The 16375-nt window shown below is 74.1% G+C and carries 15 protein-coding genes; 9 read left to right on the top strand and 6 right to left on the bottom strand.

The window, feature by feature from the left end:
- Positions 1-9: 9 nt before the first annotated feature.
- Both ACZ7D7_RS29980 and ACZ7D7_RS29975 read right to left on the bottom strand, forming a co-directional pair.
- The gene (locus ACZ7D7_RS29980; protein WP_470828368.1) at positions 10-1311 is read right to left on the bottom strand and encodes a GNAT family N-acetyltransferase; all 1302 of its coding nucleotides are present in this window, start codon (positions 1309-1311) and stop codon (positions 10-12) included.
- Positions 1312-1433: 122 nt separating this feature from the next.
- A complete protein-coding gene (locus ACZ7D7_RS29975; protein ID WP_470828366.1) occupies positions 1434-3020 on the bottom strand; it encodes an alkaline phosphatase D family protein in 1587 nt (528 codons plus the stop codon).
- 214 nt (positions 3021-3234) lie between these two features.
- Between ACZ7D7_RS29975 and ACZ7D7_RS29970 the strand changes: the two genes are divergently transcribed.
- The 9 genes from ACZ7D7_RS29970 (at position 3235) to ACZ7D7_RS29930 (ending at position 12466) form a co-directional block, all read left to right on the top strand.
- On the top strand, positions 3235-3729 hold the full coding sequence (locus ACZ7D7_RS29970) for a hypothetical protein (RefSeq protein WP_470828365.1): 495 nt from the start codon (positions 3235-3237) through the stop codon (positions 3727-3729).
- Positions 3713-4678, top strand: coding sequence for a bifunctional lysylphosphatidylglycerol flippase/synthetase MprF (locus tag ACZ7D7_RS29965; protein ID WP_470828364.1), 966 nt, complete (start codon positions 3713-3715; stop codon positions 4676-4678). The genes ACZ7D7_RS29970 and ACZ7D7_RS29965 overlap by 17 nt, the downstream gene beginning before the upstream one ends.
- 58 nt (positions 4679-4736) lie before the next feature.
- On the top strand, positions 4737-5870 hold the full coding sequence (locus ACZ7D7_RS29960; RefSeq protein ID WP_470828363.1) for an acyl-CoA dehydrogenase family protein: 1134 nt from the start codon (positions 4737-4739) through the stop codon (positions 5868-5870).
- Positions 5871-6191: 321 nt separating this feature from the next.
- Positions 6192-7409, top strand: coding sequence for an SDR family oxidoreductase (locus ACZ7D7_RS29955; RefSeq protein ID WP_470828362.1), 1218 nt, complete (start codon positions 6192-6194; stop codon positions 7407-7409).
- A complete protein-coding gene (locus ACZ7D7_RS29950; RefSeq protein ID WP_470828361.1) occupies positions 7406-8665 on the top strand; it encodes an aspartate aminotransferase family protein in 1260 nt (419 codons plus the stop codon). Before ACZ7D7_RS29955 ends, ACZ7D7_RS29950 begins: the two co-directional genes overlap by 4 nt.
- 75 nt (positions 8666-8740) lie before the next feature.
- Complete coding sequence (locus ACZ7D7_RS29945) at positions 8741-9208, top strand: type II toxin-antitoxin system RatA family toxin (RefSeq protein ID WP_470828360.1); 468 nt, start codon at positions 8741-8743, stop codon at positions 9206-9208.
- Positions 9180-9767 (top strand): flavin reductase family protein, encoded by a 588-nt coding sequence (locus tag ACZ7D7_RS29940; protein ID WP_470828359.1) that lies wholly within the window; start codon positions 9180-9182, stop codon positions 9765-9767. Before ACZ7D7_RS29945 ends, ACZ7D7_RS29940 begins: the two co-directional genes overlap by 29 nt.
- A complete protein-coding gene (locus ACZ7D7_RS29935; protein WP_470828358.1) occupies positions 9764-11083 on the top strand; it encodes an NAD(P)/FAD-dependent oxidoreductase in 1320 nt (439 codons plus the stop codon). The genes ACZ7D7_RS29940 and ACZ7D7_RS29935 overlap by 4 nt, the downstream gene beginning before the upstream one ends.
- A 141-nt stretch (positions 11084-11224) precedes the next feature.
- Complete coding sequence (locus ACZ7D7_RS29930) at positions 11225-12466, top strand: wax ester/triacylglycerol synthase domain-containing protein (RefSeq protein WP_470828357.1); 1242 nt, start codon at positions 11225-11227, stop codon at positions 12464-12466.
- 63 nt (positions 12467-12529) lie between these two features.
- Here ACZ7D7_RS29930 and ACZ7D7_RS29925 read toward each other — a convergent pair whose 3' ends face one another.
- The 4 genes from ACZ7D7_RS29925 to ACZ7D7_RS29910 form a co-directional block, all read right to left on the bottom strand.
- Positions 12530-13438: an SAM-dependent methyltransferase gene (locus ACZ7D7_RS29925; protein ID WP_470828356.1), complete on the bottom strand. Its 909-nt coding sequence runs from the start codon at positions 13436-13438 to the stop codon at positions 12530-12532.
- 38 nt (positions 13439-13476) lie between these two features.
- Positions 13477-15030 carry an ABC1 kinase family protein gene (locus ACZ7D7_RS29920; protein ID WP_470828354.1) on the bottom strand — a complete coding sequence of 518 codons (1554 nt, stop codon included), beginning with the start codon at positions 15028-15030 and terminating at the stop codon, positions 13477-13479.
- 101 nt (positions 15031-15131) lie between these two features.
- Positions 15132-15722 (bottom strand): hypothetical protein, encoded by a 591-nt coding sequence (locus ACZ7D7_RS29915; RefSeq protein ID WP_470828477.1) that lies wholly within the window; start codon positions 15720-15722, stop codon positions 15132-15134.
- Positions 15723-15766: 44 nt separating this feature from the next.
- Positions 15767-16090, bottom strand: coding sequence for an RNA polymerase sigma factor (locus ACZ7D7_RS29910; RefSeq protein WP_470828476.1), 324 nt, complete (start codon positions 16088-16090; stop codon positions 15767-15769).
- Positions 16091-16375: the final 285 nt, after the last annotated feature.

Raw genomic sequence — 16375 nt, 5'->3', positions numbered from 1 at the left:
TACGGCGGTTCAGTCGCGGTGTGCGGTCCGCCGGCCCTGCTGCTCGTGCGGCAGCCGCGAGGCGAGCGGCGCCGCCTCCAGGCGGGCGGTGATGACGAGGGTGCCCTCCTCGATCTGGTAGTCGAGGGGCAGGCCGAGGCCGCGCATCGCGGCGACCATGCCGGTGTTGGACGACTGCGTGACGGCGTACACGCTCTCGCAGCCCGCCTCGGCGGCCATCGCCACCAGCCGGCCGAGGAGTTCGCCGCCGATGCCGCGCCGCTGCCAGCCGTCCTCGACGAGCAGCGCGACCTCCGTCTCGTCGCCGTCCCACAGCAGGTGCCCGAGGCCGACGATCCGCCCCGACGCGGTCTGCACGGCGAGCGTGCGCCCGAAGCGCGGGCTGAGCAGGTGGCCGAGGTAGCGGTCCGCGTCACCGACCGGCCCGTGGTAGCGCATCGACAGCGTCCGCGGGGAGCACCGCTCGTGCATCTCCTTCGCGGCCTCCAGATCGCCCTGGTCGGCGCGGCGCACCGTGATGTCGTTGCCCTCGGGCAGCGTCAGCACGTCCTGGCTGCCCGGCACCCGCGGACCGAGCCGGGAGTCCAGCTCCACCAGGGCGCGCGCCCGCGCGAACTCGGTGGGAGTGAAGGGCAGATACGCCCGCTCCACGGTGATCGTGCCGCCCTCCGGGGCGCGCAGCCGCATCACGGTGTCCTCCAGGGCGCCCTCCACCGGCACGCCGTCCGGCGCCGGACCGCCGCCGACCGGCCTGGCGGGCAGTTGGCGGATGGTGCAACGGCCCAGCAACTGCCGCAAGGCGAGGGGAAGTTCGGCGGCGTCCAGTGCCGTGCGGGTAGCGAGGCCGAGGACGCGGGTCGGGGCGTCCACGAGGTCGTGCGCGTCGGCCCGCTCCAGCCAGGTGTCGGCGCCGCCCGCCGAGGACACCGCCCGCGCCATGTCGGCGGCCGCCAGCTCGGCCGGGGCGCGCAGCAGGAACTCGTCCACGGTGCCGTCGGCCAGCGGATGCGTCTGCAGGCTGAGGATGTCGACGCGGTGCTCCGCGAGGGCCCCGCACAGCGCGGCGAGCGATCCCGGCTCGTCCTTCACCGTCGTCCGCATCCGCCACAGCGTGGTCTCACCGGTGGCGGTGCCCGGCTCCTGCCGCGACGTCCCGGACGGCCCGGCCTGCTGCTCGGTGGGCAGCGGCCGGGCACCGGTATCGTGCGCCGGCGGTGCGTGACCGCGGCGGCGTGCCCACCACGTGTGGAACGCGGCCGTGGCGGCGAGGAGGACCAGGGGCATCAGCAGCAGAGCTGTGTCTCGATTCATGCAACCACTGTGAAGGAACGGTGTTGCGTGATCACGAACGCCCTGTGACCGACGGGTAAAGCCTGCTTCTGTCCCCTTTGCCGATCTTTTGCGGATCTTTGGCGGGAGTCACGGACGGGCGTTCACTGCCCGACCAGACCGGGCTGGAGCACCTTGGTGAACAGCACCGTGCCGTCCTGCTCGCGCAGCCGCACCGTCATCTCCCCGCTGTCGCCGTCGATGTCGACCTCGCCGAAGAACTGGTAGCCGCCCGAGGGCGACACGTTCGAGGCGGTCGGCGCCTTCACGAACACGCGCTCCGGACCGAACGTGCCGTCCAGCGCGCTCGCCGGGAAGGCACCCGCGTTCAGCGGCCCCGACACGAACTCCCAGAACGGCTCGAAGTCGGTGAACGCGGCCCGCGACGGCTGGTAGTGCTGCGCCGAGGTGTGGTGCACGTCGGCCGTCAGCCACACCGTGCCGGTGATCCGCCGGTGCTTGACGAACCGCAGCAGCTCCGCGATCTGCAGCTCACGGCCGAGCGGCGCGCCCGGGTCGCCCTGAGCGACCGCCTCGAAGTGCTTCCTGCCCTCGCCGCCGTCCGGCACCACCAGGCCGATCGGCATGTCGGCGGCGATCACCTTCCACACCGCCCGCGACCGCGCCAGCTCCCGCTTCAGCCACTCCAGTTGCTCGCGGCCGAGGATGCCCTGCGGGTCCACGGTCTGGTCGTCGGTCGAGTTGGCGTTGCGGTACGTCCGCATGTCCACCACGAACACGTCCAGCAGCGGACCCTGCCGCAGCACCCGGTACATCCGGCCCTCGTCGGAACCCGGCCGCAGCGTGGACACCGGGTAGTACTCGCTGAACGCCCGCAGCGCCCGCCCCGTCAGCACGTCCACGCTCCGCTCGGTGTAGCGTGCGTCGCTGTCGGGGACCGTCTGGCCCGGGTACCAGTTGTTGCGCACCTCGTGGTCGTCCCACTGGACGATCGTGGGGACGTGCGCGTTGAACCGCCGCAGGTGCTCGTCGAGCAGGTTGTAGCGGAAGTTGCCGCGGAACTCGGCGAGGGTCTCGGCGACCTTGGACTTCTCCTCGGTCGTGATGTTCCGCCAGGTGCCGCCGTCCGGCAGGGCCGCCGTGGCCGAGATCGGGCCGTCGGCGTAGATGGAGTCGCCGCTGAGCAGGAAGAAGTCCGGGTCGAGGCGGGACATCGCCTCGTAGATGCGGTAGCCGCCGAACTCCGGGTTGATGCCCCAGCCCTGCCCGGCCAGGTCGCCGGACCACAGGAAGCGCACGCCGTCGCGGCGGCGGACCGACGCGGTGCGGAACGTGCCGGTGACCGGCTCGCCGGTGCGGCGCGGGTCGTCCGGGTCCGAGAGCAGCACCCGGTAGTGGATCTGCTCGCCGGCCGGCAGCCCCTGGAGCCGGGTCGTGCCGGTGAAGTCGGTGCCGGCGTCCAGCAGCGGGCCGTGCCATCTGCGCGGGTTGCGGAACGACTCGGTCGCCGACGTCTCCACCACCATGCGGGCGGGGCGGTCCGAACGCACCCACACCAGACCGGAGTTGGCGGTCACGTCGCCCGTCTGCACGCCCCAGTCCGCCGAGGGCCGGCCGGACCGGGCGAACGCCGGGGCCGCGCCCAGCGCGGTGGGCAGGGTGAGGGCCGCCGACGCGGCGAGGGAGCCGCGCAGCAGGCTGCGGCGGCCGGGGAGCGGACGGTCTGACATGGCTGCGCCTCCAGGGACGTGATCCGGCCAGTGTGCAGTGCCACACCTACTGGTGCGCCGCGGCGCACACGCAAACCCCAAGTGAACAACTGACCGCAGCCGTCCGCCAGGAGGCGTGCAGGAAGGGACCTCCCTCTCTTAGGGACCCGGCCCGCGCCTCCGTAAAGACGAGTGGAAGACCCCAGCGACCGTACGCTGCAATCCTGGAGCGCCCGTGGACGCCAAGAACCGATTCGAGACGAAAACCACCTTCGCGCTCAGCCGACTGGAATGGCTCGCGTTTCTCGCCGTTTCCCTCGTCCTCGTCGTCCAGCACCGTTCCGAGATCCGCTGGTGGGTGTTCGCGGGCCTCTTCGCGGTGATCGACGTCGTCGGCTACATCCCCGGCGCCGTCGCCCACCGGCGCAGCCCGAGGCGGCGCGTGGCGCGCGGCTACTACGTCGCCTACAACGTGATGCACAGCCTGGTCACGGCCGGTGTCCTCGCCGGCGCCTGGGCGCTGTTCGTCGGACCCGAATGGGCCCTGCTCGCCCTGCCCGTCCATCTCATGGGAGACCGGGCCCTGTTCGGGAACTCCCTCAAACCCTTCGGAGTCGCGTTCGAGCCCGAGACGCACGCGGCGTACCGCGCTTTCGAGCGGCAATACCGCGAGGCGGCCGACGCGTCCGCCCGGACCTCACTGGAGGGCACGAATGCCGTCCGTGCTTGACACCCTCGCCGCGCACAGCGACAACCCGAGCGCGTTCCTGGCACTGAACAGCGGCAACGAGTTCTTCCGGGACGAACGGCTCGACGGCGCCTGCGCCTACCGCCGGGCGGGACGGCGGCACGTCCTGCAGTTCGGCGGCCCGTTCACCGCGCCCGAACACCGCGCCGAGCTGCTGACGTCCTTCGTCGCGCACGCGGGCCGGCATCTCGTCGCCGTACAACTCCAGCGCGACGACGCCGAGTTGTACGCGCGGCACGGATTCACCGTCAACCAGATCGGCGCCTCGTACGCCGTCGACCTGTCCCGATTCACCCTGCGCGGCTCACGGTTCGTCCGGCTGCGCAACAAGATCTCCCGGGCCCGGCGCGCCGGACTGGAGGTCGCCGAGGTCCGGCACGGCGACGACCCCGCCGAACTCGACGCCGTGGACGACCGCTGGCTGCGCGACAAGGGCCGGCACGTCAAGGAGCTGCGGTTCCTGGTCGGCCAGCGCACCGGCCCGCTGCAACGGCACCGCCGCCTCTTCGCCGGCCGCGTCGACGGCAGGACGGTCGGCTACATCAACTACTCGCCCGTCTACGGCAGCCGCCCAGGCTGGCTGCACGACCTCAGCCGCCGCCACCCCGACGCGCCGCCCGGCGTGATGGAGGCCCTCAACGCCACCGTCATGGAACGCTTCGCCGCCGACGGCGCGGGCTGGCTGCACTTCGGGTTCACGCCCTTCACCGGGCTCGGTGACGAGCACGAACTGCCGGGCGCCAGCCGCGCCTTCACCCGGTTCGTACGCCTGCTCGCCGAGCACGGCGACGCGATCTACCCGGCCGCCTCCCAGCTCGAGTACAAGCAGAAGTGGGCCCCGCACACGGTCCTCCCGGAGTACATCGCCTTCCTCGGACGGCCCCGCGCCGGCGCCGTCTGGCGGCTGCTGCGCGCCGCCAACGCCGTATGACCGGCGGGCCGCCGCCCGCGTCTCCCGCCCCCACCCCCACCCGGAGGACAGGACGTCCATGAGATTCCTCGAGCGTGACCGCACCACCCTCGCCAAGCTGCTGCCCGACCTCGACCCCGCACTGCGCGAGACGCCCCTGATGGACCTGGAGCGGCCCGGCGGCCCCGGCATCGGGTTCTTCCGGGACAGCGGCGGGCCCGGACTGCTCGTCCCCGGCAGCCACCAGGGGCGGGGCGCGACGGCCGTGGACGCGCTGCGCGTGCAGCGGGCCATCGGCAGCCGCTCCCCGTCGCTGGCCGTCGGGACCACCATGCACCACTTCTCCATGGCCACCCTGGTCGGTCTCGGCGCGCTCGGCGACGGCCTGGAGTGGATGCTGATCGAGGGCGTCGCCGAGTCGGGCCGCCTCATCGCCTCCGGCTTCGCCGAGGGCCGCAGCGGCGCCGGCATCCTCGAACCCACCATGACCGCCACCCCGGACGGCGACGGGGTGCGGCTCAACGGCGTCAAACGCCCGTGCAGCCTGGCCCGTTCCATGGACCTGCTCACCGCCAGCGTCCTGGTGCCGCGCGAGGACGGACAGGGCGAGGAACTCGCCGTCGCCCTCGTGCCCGCGGGCAGCGACGGCATGACCGTCAGCGGCTTCTGGTCCAGCGCCTTCCTCGCCGGGGCGGAGAGCGAACAGGTCACGCTCACCGACGTGTTCGTGCCGCCGGAGCTGCTGCTGCGCACGTCCGCGCCCGCCGGGCAGCGGCTCGACGAACTCCAGACGGCCGGGCTGATCTGGTTCCAGGTGCTCATGACCGGCAGCTACCTCGGGGCGGCGAGCGCCCTGGTGGAACGCGTCCTGCTCAACGACCGGATCCCCGACCACGACCGGGCCCGGCTCTACGTCGAGACCGAGGCCGCGGCCACCACGGCGGAGGCCGTCGCCCGCCGCATCGACGACGGCGACCTCGGCGAGGCCACCCTCGCCCAGTCGCTGTGCGCCCGCTACGCCGTCCAGGACACCATCGCCCGCGTCGTCCCGCGCGCGGTCGAACTGCTCGGCGGGCTCAACTTCATGGCGTCCGACGAGATCGGCCACCTCGCCGCCTGCGCCAACGGCCTCGCCCTGCACCCGCCGTCCCGGTCACGGATGACGGGACCGCTCGCGGCCTACGTGGCCGACGGCCCGCTGACGATCGCCTGACCGGCCGCACCGGCGGCCACGTCCTTCCTCCGCCCGCCCCGTATCCGTCCTACGTCCGCCCTGCGTCGGTCTCACGTCCGTCCTACGTCGGCCCTGTTTCCGTCCTACGTCCGCCCTGCATCGGTCCCACGTCCGCCCTGCATCCGTCCTACGTCCGTGCCACGCCGGCCCCGCGCCCGTCTCCCGCTGCCCACCGCGCCCGACGCCCCTGGGCCGTCCGCCACCTCGCCGGCGTGCGGCGCCCCGTCCCGAGGCGTCCCGCCGGCTCACCGTCCCGCGTCGCCAAGACCCGTTGGGGGAAGCACACCCATGCCGTCACACATGCCGCGAGCCACCACCGTCCTGCCCGTCCTGCCCGTCCGGCGCCCCGCCGCGTCGCCCGGTGCCCCGAAGGCCGGGCCGGGCGGCCGACGGCCCACCCTGCTGCTGACCGGCGGCTCCGGTGTCCTCGGCCGGGCCCTGATCGACGAGCTGTCGGCCGACTTCGACCTGCTCTGCCTGCGCCGCAACCGCCCGCTGCACGATCCGCGGGTGCGCGAGATCAAGGGCGACCTGCTCGCGCCCCGCCTCGGCCTGAGCCCGCTCGCCTGGTACGAACTGGCCCTCGACGTCGACGTCGTGCTGCACTCCGCCGCCGAGACCAACTGGCGGACCGCGCCCGGAACCATTCGGCGGACCAACACCGTCGGCACCGAGACCGTGCTCGACCTGGCGGCCCGCGCCGACGCGCCCGTCTACCTCGTCAGCACCGCCTTCGTGGCGAGCGTCCCGGGCGAGGAGGACCGCCGGCGCTTCCCCGGAGCCGCCGCCTACCTCGACTCCAAGATCCGGGCGGAGCAGATGTTCCGCGAGTCGGGGCTGCCCGGCGCCATCGTCCGCCCGTCGGTCGTGATGGGCGACTCCGTCACCGGGCGGATCGCCGGACAGCAGGGCCTGACCAAGACCATCGGCGCCATGGTGCTGGGGCAGGTCCCGGTGCTGCCCGGCGCCCCCGACGCCCGCATCGACATGGTCCCGCAGGACTACGTGTCCCGGGCCATCGGCGAACTCGTCCGCGGCGGAGTGGCCGGCGGCGAGTACTGGCTGACGGCCGGCGACCACGCGATCCGGCTGCGCGAGATCGCCGACACCTGCGCCGAGTTCGCCGTGCGCCACGGTCTGCCCGAGCCGCCCCGGCCCCGGCTGATCCCCGTGGAGGCCGTGCACCGGCTGCTGCTGCCCATGCTGGAGGGCACCGCACTGCCCGCGTCGGTGCGGCAGCGCTTCCAGCACTACGCCGAGCTGCTGCTGGTCTTCCAGCGCGAACTGCCGCTCGACTCCTCCCTGGGCGAGCCCGGCTGCGGAACCCGCCCGGACCACGCCGACATCCGCGCCGCGCTGCTGCGGAACCTGGAGAGCTGGGCCGAGGAGCGGGCCGGGGTCCTCAACCGGCACCGCGCCCGCCCGGCCACACCCTCGGCCGCCGCCTCCCCGTCCGGCCCCGCAGGCTCCCCGGCCCGCCCGGCCGCCTCCCCGGCCCGCTCGGAGGTGGCGTCGTGACCGTGTCCCCGCCCCTCGCAGGTGAGACCGACGTCGTCGACCTGTACCTCCGGCACATCGGCTCCGGCCGTGCCGTCATGGGCCGGGTGATGGGCGGCATGGCCGAGGTGCGCTCCGAGGGGCCCTGGATCCACACCGACGACGGCCGCCGCTTCCTGGACTTCGGCGGCTACGGCGTCTTCATCCTCGGCCACCGCCACCCCGCCGTCGTCGCGGCCGTCCACCGCCAGATCGACACCCACCCGCTGGCCAGCCGCGTCTTCCTGGAGCCGGTCGCCGCCCGCGCCGCGCACGCGCTGGCCGCCCACACCCCGCCCGGACTCGACTACGTCCACTTCGTCAACTCCGGCGCGGAGGCGACCGAGGCCGCCCTCAAACTCGCCCGCGCCCACGGCCGCAACGCGATCGTCACCACCCGACGCGGCTTCCACGGCAAGACCCTCGGCGCGCTCAGCGTCACCGCCAACGCCACCTACCAGACGCCGTTCCGGCCGCTGCTCCCCGACGTCACCCAGGTGGCCTTCGGCGACGCGGCGGACCTGGAACGGGCCCTGTCCACGCGCCGCGACCGCGCCTGCGTCGTGCTGGAACCGGTGCAGGGCGAGGCGGGCGTGCGCATCCCGGAGCCCGGTTACCTGCGTCAAGTGGCCGAGCTGTGCCGCGCGTTCGGCGCCCTGCTCGTCGTGGACGAGATCCAGACGGGCCTGGGACGGCTCGGCACCTGGTGGGGCGTCGACGCCGAGGACGTACGACCCGACGTCCTCCTCGTCGGCAAGGGCCTCAGCGGGGGAGTGGTGCCGGTCGCCGCGATGGTCGCGACCGAGGAGGCGTACGCGCCCTTCAGCCGCGACCCCTACCTGCACACGTCCACCTTCGGCGCCTCCCCGATCGCCTGCGCCGCCGCCCTCGCCACCGTCGAGACGATGGAACGGGAGGACACCGTCGCCCGCGCCGCTGCCCTCGGCCCCCGCCTCCTCGCCGGCGTCCGGGCCACCTGCGCGCCCCATCTCGGCGGGCTGGTCCGTGAGGTGCGCGGCCGGGGGCTGCTGATCGGCATCGAGTTCGCCGAGGAACGGGCCGTGGGCGAACTCCTCCTGGAGCTCATCGCGCACGACGTCCTCGTGAACCACTCCCTCAACTCCACGAAGGTGCTGCGGCTCACCCCGCCCGCCGTCCTGGAGGACAGCGCCCTCGACCTGTTCTTCACCACGCTCGCCGAGGCGCTGCTCACCGTCGCCGCCCGCATGGCCGGATGACGCCCGACCACCCGCCCACCCGCAACCCCCGTAACGCCCCTCAGCCACAAGGACCGGAAAGGAACCGGGACGACCATGCGCCACGTGGCCCTGCACGCGACCGTCCGAGGACAACAGCCCGCCGACGTCTACCGACGCATCACCGACTTCCGCCGCTACCCCGAACTCACCGACACCGTGCGCGAGGTCGTCGTCGAGACCCTGCCCGACGGCTCGGCCGTGTCCGACTGGACCGTCCTGTTCCGCGGCGGCCTCATGCGCTGGCGCGAGCGCGACACCTTCGCACCCGACACCCTCACCCTCACCTTCGAGCAGCTCAGCGGCGACTTCCAGACCTTCGAGGGCAGGTGGCGCTGCACGCCGCGCGACGACGGCGACACCCTCGTCGAGTTCACCGCCTCCTTCGACCTCGGCATCCCCACCCTCGCGGAGATCCTCGACCCCGTGGCCGAGTCCACGCTGCGGACCAACATCGCCCGCATCCTCGTCGGCCTGGTGGGCGCGGAGGTGATCGATGACCACGCCGCCGCCGCTCGCGGCTGAACCGGCCGTCCGCACCTCCCGCCGGTCCCGCCCGGCCGGTGAGCCGCTGGGCGACGAACCCGGCCCCGGCGCGGCCCGCTGCCTCGGCCTGTACGCCAAACTCGCCGCCGGGGTGACCGTCGTGACGGCCCGCGGCGCGACGGGCCCGCTCGGCATGACGGTGTCCGCCGTCACCTCCCTGTCGGCCCGCCCGCCCCTGCTGCTGGCCTGCCTGCGCGACGGCTCCCGCACCCTCGCCGCGATCCGCGCGCACGGCGCCTTCGGAGTGCACCTGCTTCGCGAGGAACAGCGCGACGTCGCCGCCCGGTTCGCGTCCCCGACGACCACCGCCGCCCAGCGCTTCGCCGGCACGCAACCGCGGGAGGTGCTCGGCGTGCCCGTGCTCGCCGGGGCGCTCGCCTGGTCCGTGTGCCTGCTGGAGGACGTCCGCCCGTACGGCGACCACCAGGTGGTCGTGGGACGCCTCGCCGCCGTGCACGTCGGCGGCGGCCGCCCCCTGCTGTGGCACGACCGCCGGTTCCGCTCCCTCACCGAACTCGCCCCGGACGGCACCGGATGACCAGGCCCCCGGCGGGGACGCCGTGCTGGGAACCGTCCGAACTGCCGCCCGTACCCCAGCTCCACGGCGTGGTCACTGCCGACGTCGCCGTGGTCGGCGCGGGCCTCGCCGGACTGTCCTGCGCCTACCACCTCACGGAGCGGGCGCCGGGCCTCGACGTCGCCGTCATCGACGCGCAGCGCCCCGCCGCCGGTGCCAGCGGGCGCGGCACCGGCCTGCTCGGCCCCCGCGCCGGACCCGCCGTCGACCGCGCCCTGCGCCGCCACGGGCCGCGTGACGCCCGCCGCATGCACCTGGCCAGCGAGCACGCCGTGCGGGCGGTCGTCGACCTGTGCGAGCGGCTCGACGCGCGGTGCGGACTGCGCACCGGCCCCCAGATCATGGCGACGCGCTCCCGGACCGGCCTCGTCGCCCTGTCCCGGCAGGCCCGCGCGTACCGCACGCTGGACCTGGACGTGCCCGCCCTGACCGGCCCCGCCGTCCGGGCCCGCGTCGGCGTGCCCTACGCGGCGGGCCTGCTGCACCGCACCGCCGCCACGCTGGACCCGGCCGCCCTCACCGGCGCCCTCGCCCGCGCCTGCGCCGCCAAGGGGGTGCGGTTCTACGGCGACAGCCCGCTGTGCACCGTCCGCCCCGGCGACCTGACGGGGCCCGAACTGGTCTTCCCGCACGGCCGGTTGTACGCCCGGCAGGCCGTCCTCGCCGTCAACTCCGCCGCGCGCCGGCTCGACCTGCCCGTCGGCACAGTGCTGCCGATCGAGGTGTACGCCCTGTCCACCGCGCCTCTGAGCGGCGAGGCCCACGAGGCGCTCGGCGGCGGCACGGGGCACGCCCTGGTCGACGTGATGCCGCTGGCGCCGTACTTCCGGGTGCTGCCCGACGGGGGACTGGTCGTGGGCGGCGGAACCGCCGTCGCCCCGGCCGGACTCGGCGCGCCCCGGCTCCAGGCCTCCCGCGAGCGGGCCTGGGCCTGGCTGGAGCGGTGGACGCGGTCGCTGCACCCGGGGCTGCTCGACGTGCCCGTCACACACCGCTGGTCCGGCCGCGTCGGTATGACCGCGGACGGCCTCCCGGTCGTCGGGCCGGTCCGCGGCCTGGCCGACGTCTGGTACATCGGCGGCTGCAACGGCCACGGGCTCGCGATGTCCGTGGCCCACGGCGAGTACGTCGCCGGCGCCCTGCTCGGGGAGCACACCGCCGACGCCCTCCCCTGGCACCGGTCGGCCGCACCACGCCTGCCGGTCCGGGGCCCGGCACTCCCGCCGTTCCAGGCGTATCTGGACATACTGGGGCGGTTCACTCGCAGGGTGTGCTGACGGCGTGGACGACGACTCACCGGGGCGCCGCGCACCGACGGGGGGTGCGCGGCGCCGCGCCTCTGTCGGACCGGCCCGGCTCCCCGCCCCCTCCGACTCCCCGCCCCCTCCGACTCCCTCCCTCGACAGGAAGGCTCCTCGATGCGACCCCACCTCGGTATCGGGCGCGGGATGCCGCCCGCCCTGCACATGGGTACCGCGGACCTCGCGTATCTGCTCGCCACCGGCGGCAGGCCGCTGCCGCTCGCGTTCGTCTTCCGCTTCGACGGCCGGGCGCCCACGCTGGACGCCGTGCGCGCGCGGGTCGCCGAACGGGCCCACCGCGTCCCGGCGTTGCGCTACCGCCTCGCGCGGGACCGCGGGGAGCTGCGGCGCACGGACCGGCTCGCGGTGGAGCGGCACGTCCACGAGGCATGGCTGCCCGAGGACGCCGACGGCGCCGAGGCGGCCCGGCTGATGCTGTCCCGGCCCATGGCCGGGGGCGACCGGCCGCCCTGGGAGGTGTGGCTGGTGCACGGCCCCGACGGCGGCCACAGCCTGTGCTACCGCACCGACCACACCTTCCAGGACGGCGTCGGCGCCGCCCACACCGCGCGTGCCCTCCTCGACGACCACGCGCGAGGCGGCCCGGCGGCGCGCCCCAGGACCCGGCCGACCGTCAGGGGCCTCGCCGACGCCCTCGGCGACGTGGCCGGAACGTTCGGCACGCCCCCCGCCAAGCCGGCCTTCGACGGTCCCGCGGGGGCCCGCACCGGCGCCTGCCAGGCGGAGGTCCCCCTCGCGCGGCTGCGGAGCGTCGGCCGGGCCAACGGCGCCACGGTCAACGACGTCTACCTCGCCGCCCTGTCGCACGCCGTGCACGTGTGGCACATGAAGGAGACCGGCACCGCGCACCCGCCGCTGCCGGTCGCGGTCCCCATGTCGGTGCGGGCGCCGGGGGAGGAGCACGCACCCGGCAACCGGATGGTGACCGCCCGCCTGCTGCTGCCCTGCGACGAGCCGACCCCGCGCGGCGCCCTGGCCCGCGTCACCGCGGCCACGGGCCGGCTGCGCCGCACCCGGCGGCGGGACGCCGTACGCCTGCTGCTGGCGGCCACGCCGAGGTCGCTCGGCGCCCGGCTCGGCACGCGGCTGGTGAACGGCGCGGTCGTCGCCGGTCCCGCCAGCAGCGTCGACTTCGGCACGGCCCTCGTCCACCAGGGCGCGGTGTCCCGGCGTGCGGCGGTCTTCTCGGGGCTCGCGGCGGGCATCCGGTTCCTGACGACGCTGACGAGCCAGCACGACGTGGCCTGCCTGACCGTCGTGCACGACGAGGCCCTCGCCACCGCCGACGAGATCCCGGAACTGTGGCTCGCGGCGCTGTGGGAGCTGGAGCGGGGATAGCGCGGGCGGAAGAGCCCCGGGCCGTGTTCGCGGCCCGGGGCTCTCTCCTGTGCCCGCCGCTCGTCAGCGGCCCCGGCTCTCGCGCACCGTCTCGCGCACCGTCCCCGTGGTCAGGAACACGCACCGCGCCGCGGCCTCCGTCAGCAGCGGCAGATACGGCGACAGCCGCTCGACGACGTACGGCAGGGTGAACAGGTCGGCCACGTCCGCGTCCCAGCCGTGCTGGAGCCACCAGCGCTGCGGCTCGGCGAGCTGCCAGTGCCAGTGGATGCCGGTCGACGCGAGGGCGTCGAGGAACGGCGTCACGAAGGAGGACGGCGCCGACCCGGCGTTGACGCATTCGGCGCCGATGGTGCTGCCGGGCGCGGAGAGCTTCGTCATGGTTGCGACGAGGGCCTCCACCGTGCGGGGCGGCAGATGGTAGAGGAGCGTCTCGGCGAGCCAGGCCGTCGGCCGCCGCACGTCGAAGCCCGCGGCGAGCAGCTCCGCGGCCCAGGAGCCGGCCGGGTCGGCCGGCACCGCGGTGCGCCGCCCGCACGTGGGCGGAGCCTCGTCCAGCACGCGCTCCTTGAACGCCAGCACGGCGGGCGTCTCGATCTCGAAGACGTGCACCCCCGTCGGCCAGTTCAGGCGGTACGCGCGTGTGTCGAGCCCGGCGCCGAGCAGCACCACCTGCCGGCAGCCCGACCGGGCCGCCGACAGCAGGTACTCGTCGAAGAAGCGGCTGCGCACCACCGCCCAGTCGGGCAGCAGCCGTCGCAGCGGACCGTCACCGGGCGGTCCGCCGGCGAACCGCGCCGCGTACAGGAAGTCGGCGGCCCACGGGTCGTCGACGTACGGCCCCGGCCGGCCGGACTCTGCGGCGTGCGCGGCGGCCGTCCACAGCGTGACCTTCGAGATGCCGTCCGGCAGGACGGGCCCGCCTTCCGGGCCAGGGCCGGGTGAGGGCGGCGGGTGGGCGGGATCGGACATGGTGAACCTCCGTACGGTGAGATGGAAGCGGCGCCCGTTCACCGGGAGCGGCGGCGCCCCAGCACCAGTGCGAGGGCGCCCAGCGCCAGCAGGCCGCCGGACGGCCGGGTGGGGCGCTGCCCGCCCAGCGCGGCCGAGGTGCGCGGCTCGTGCACGTGCAGGGCGAACTGGCGGTTGGCGACGTCCGCGAGGACGCCCCGGACCTGCTCGGGGCCGGACACGGCCGCGAGCAGCAGTTCCATGGAGTTGCGGGCGAACTGGTGGCGGCCGAGGAACTCGCGCCCCAGTGAGAACAGGATCTTCGGCACTTCCCCCTGGAAGACCTCCGGCAGTGTGATCTCGGGGGCGAGGTGCCGCACCGAACCGTCCACGTTGGCGAAGGACTTGCCGAGCAGGGACACCGCGGGCGGCGAGCCGATGCCCCGCTTGGTCGCCTTCGCCAGCACGGTCGTCAGGGAGACGCCGAAGTTCAGGTCCTCCAGCGACAGATGGGACACCTTCGGCACGAACGCCGCCATGTCGGCGGCGAACGCCGGCATGTTGGACCAGGACGTCATCCGGCCCATCTCCGCCCAGTGGTGGGCCAGCCCCGCGCCGTCGTTCTGCGCCAAGGTCATGAACAGCGGCAGCAGTTGGAGACTGGTGCGCCGGTCCAGGCGCCCGACCATGCCCCAGTCGATCAGCGTCGCGGGACCCCCGGGCCGCGCGAACACGTTGCCCGCGTGCGGGTCGGCGTGGAACATCCGGTGCACGAAGTACCCGTGGTACATGAAGCGCACCAGGTCCTTGCCGATCTCGATCCGCTCGTCGTCGGTGAAGTGGGCCCGGTCGATGTGCCGCACCGACGCGCCGGGCGCCAGCGACTGCACCAGCACCCGGGGACTCGCGTGCAGCACCCGGGGCACCTCCAGCGTGCGGAAGGGCCTGACGTGCTCGCGGGCCTCGTCCATGTTGCGGGCCTCGCCGTTGAAGTCGAGCTCCGGCTCCATCGCGTCGAAGACGGAGCCGAGCATCGCCTCCACGTCGATGACCTCGTTGAACCGGGGTGCCACCCGGGCCACGATCCGCGCGGCCCGCCGCATGAGCGCCATGTCGGCGAGCACGCCCTCGCGGATGCCGGGCCGCTGGACCTTGACGACCGCGGGCCGGCCGCCCGGCAGCGTCACCCGGTACACCTGGGCGAGGGACGCCGCCCCGAGCGGGGCGGCGGTCTCGACGTCGTCGAACCTGAGCTTCCAGTCCGGGCCCAGGTCGCGGGCCAGCACGGGCTCGAAGACCGAGAAGGGCTGGACGTCGACCTGGTCGTGCAGGTTCTGCAGCTCGTCGCGGATCGACTGGGGGACCATGTCGGGCCGCGTGGACAGGATCTGGCCGAGCTTCACGTAGAACGGGCCGAGGCTCTCCAGCGCCTGGCGCACCGCCTTGGCGCGCCGTGCCTCGGCCCCGGCGGAGGCCTCGGCGGCCTTTGCCGGGGAACCGTCCTCCCGTCGCGACCGGCGCCGCAGCCGCGCGGTCTGTCCCACCTCGTCGGCGACGAGGCTCCCCAGGACCCTGACCACGAGACGCAACCGGTCCCCGACCACAGACGCCACCGTGTTCCTCCTCGTGCCAGAACTGCGTACGACGGTGCGGTGCGGCGCCGGCGGCGGGTGTGCCCGGCGCGACCCGCCGAGCGGGGCGGACGCGGGACGGGTCAGTGCGGCGCGGCCTTCGGTGCCGCGGCGGACGCCACCTGCCCGCCCGCCGCCTGGAGCGCCTCGATGAGCTTCGGGATGATCTCCATCAGCTGGGTGAGCTGGTTCGGCAGCGCCGCCACCGACGACAGCACGTCGCCCACTCCCGCGGCGGCCTGCCCGGCGCCTCCGGCGAGCTGTCCGAGTCCGCCGAGCGCCCCGGCCGCGCCGCCGAGCGCCCCCAGCGGATTCGCGGCTCCGCTGAGCGCCGCGAGCGGGTTCCCGGCTCCGCCGAGCGCGGCGAGCGGGTTGGCGGCGCCCGCGGCACCGGTCAGTGCCGCGAGCGGGAGGCCCGCCGAGCCCGCCGCTCCGGTGAGGGCCGCCAGCGGGTTGACGGCCCCGGCGAGCGCCGTCGCCGGGTTGACGGCGCCCGCCAGCGTGCCCAGCGTGTTCGCGGGCAGCTCCGACAGGGCCTGGAACGGATTGCCGGACCCCGAGGAACGTGAATTGTCGGGCCGGTTGAGAATGTCGTCGAATGCTTCCTTCCCGCTGTCGGCCATATTGCCGACGAGGTCCTTGAGGATGTCCTGCATGTTCTTGTTGCTGCTCATGGGAGTGCCCCTTTCGTTTCCCTTGGGGTGAGAGTCCGCGTGGCTCATCCCACGCGATCCTCCAAAGCCTTCACGCAGGCCGATTTCAGCCTGGCGCGGCCTCTGGTGAAAGCGGCTTCCGCCGCTTTGACGGAGATATTGTTCAACCGGGCGAATTCCGCGGTGGAAATCCCGGCGGCGCGCGCGAGTATGACCTCCTGCTCGCGGCCCCGCAGTTGCCGCACCTGGTCCAGCAGCCACCTGCCGAAGTCCTCGTCGCAGACGTCCTCCTCCGTCGTACCGGGGTCGTCCAGGAGCGCGGCGCGCTGCAGGAGGCGTCGGCGCCGGTCCATGTCCCGGTAGAAGTCGATGCAGAGGCGGAGCGCCACGGACGTCAGGAAGGGACCGATCCGCTCCCTGTCCAGCGAGGTGTGGGCGGCAGCGCGCCATCGTCTCCTGGACGCAGTCCTCGGCGTCCTGATGGCTCGGAAGTCGTCGTCGTACCAACCGCATGAGGCGGTCCTGGTGCTGGAATATCTCTTCCCAGGAGCATGCAGCGGGCGATGGGCAGGTCGAGTTTTGCGCCATGGAATTGCAGCCCGTTGTCTCTCGTCCGAGCAGGGGGAATGGCGGCCGGATTCGGAATTCTCGGCGGCCATATTCCTTTCCTACCC

The organism is Streptomyces sp. NPDC037054 (assembly GCF_055606745.1).
The sequence above is the reverse complement of the archived record's forward strand: the minus strand, read 5'-3'. Positions and strand labels throughout refer to the sequence as shown.

Bases quoted from the DNA above. Each gene is read 5' to 3' on its own strand.
- ACZ7D7_RS29980 (WP_470828368.1), bottom strand. From the start codon at position 1,311: ATGAATCGAGACACAGCTCTGCTGCTGATGCCCCTGGTCCTCCTCGCC.
- ACZ7D7_RS29975 (WP_470828366.1), bottom strand. From the start codon at position 3,020: ATGTCAGACCGTCCGCTCCCCGGCCGCCGCAGCCTGCTGCGCGGCTCC.
- ACZ7D7_RS29965 (WP_470828364.1), top strand. From the start codon at position 3,713: ATGCCGTCCGTGCTTGACACCCTCGCCGCGCACAGCGACAACCCGAGC.
- ACZ7D7_RS29960 (WP_470828363.1), top strand. From the start codon at position 4,737: ATGAGATTCCTCGAGCGTGACCGCACCACCCTCGCCAAGCTGCTGCCC.
- ACZ7D7_RS29955 (WP_470828362.1), top strand. From the start codon at position 6,192: ATGCCGCGAGCCACCACCGTCCTGCCCGTCCTGCCCGTCCGGCGCCCC.
- ACZ7D7_RS29945 (WP_470828360.1), top strand. From the start codon at position 8,741: ATGCGCCACGTGGCCCTGCACGCGACCGTCCGAGGACAACAGCCCGCC.
- ACZ7D7_RS29940 (WP_470828359.1), top strand. From the start codon at position 9,180: ATGACCACGCCGCCGCCGCTCGCGGCTGAACCGGCCGTCCGCACCTCC.
- ACZ7D7_RS29935 (WP_470828358.1), top strand. From the start codon at position 9,764: ATGACCAGGCCCCCGGCGGGGACGCCGTGCTGGGAACCGTCCGAACTG.
- ACZ7D7_RS29930 (WP_470828357.1), top strand. From the start codon at position 11,225: ATGCGACCCCACCTCGGTATCGGGCGCGGGATGCCGCCCGCCCTGCAC.
- ACZ7D7_RS29925 (WP_470828356.1), bottom strand. From the start codon at position 13,438: ATGTCCGATCCCGCCCACCCGCCGCCCTCACCCGGCCCTGGCCCGGAA.
- ACZ7D7_RS29915 (WP_470828477.1), bottom strand. From the start codon at position 15,722: ATGAGCAGCAACAAGAACATGCAGGACATCCTCAAGGACCTCGTCGGC.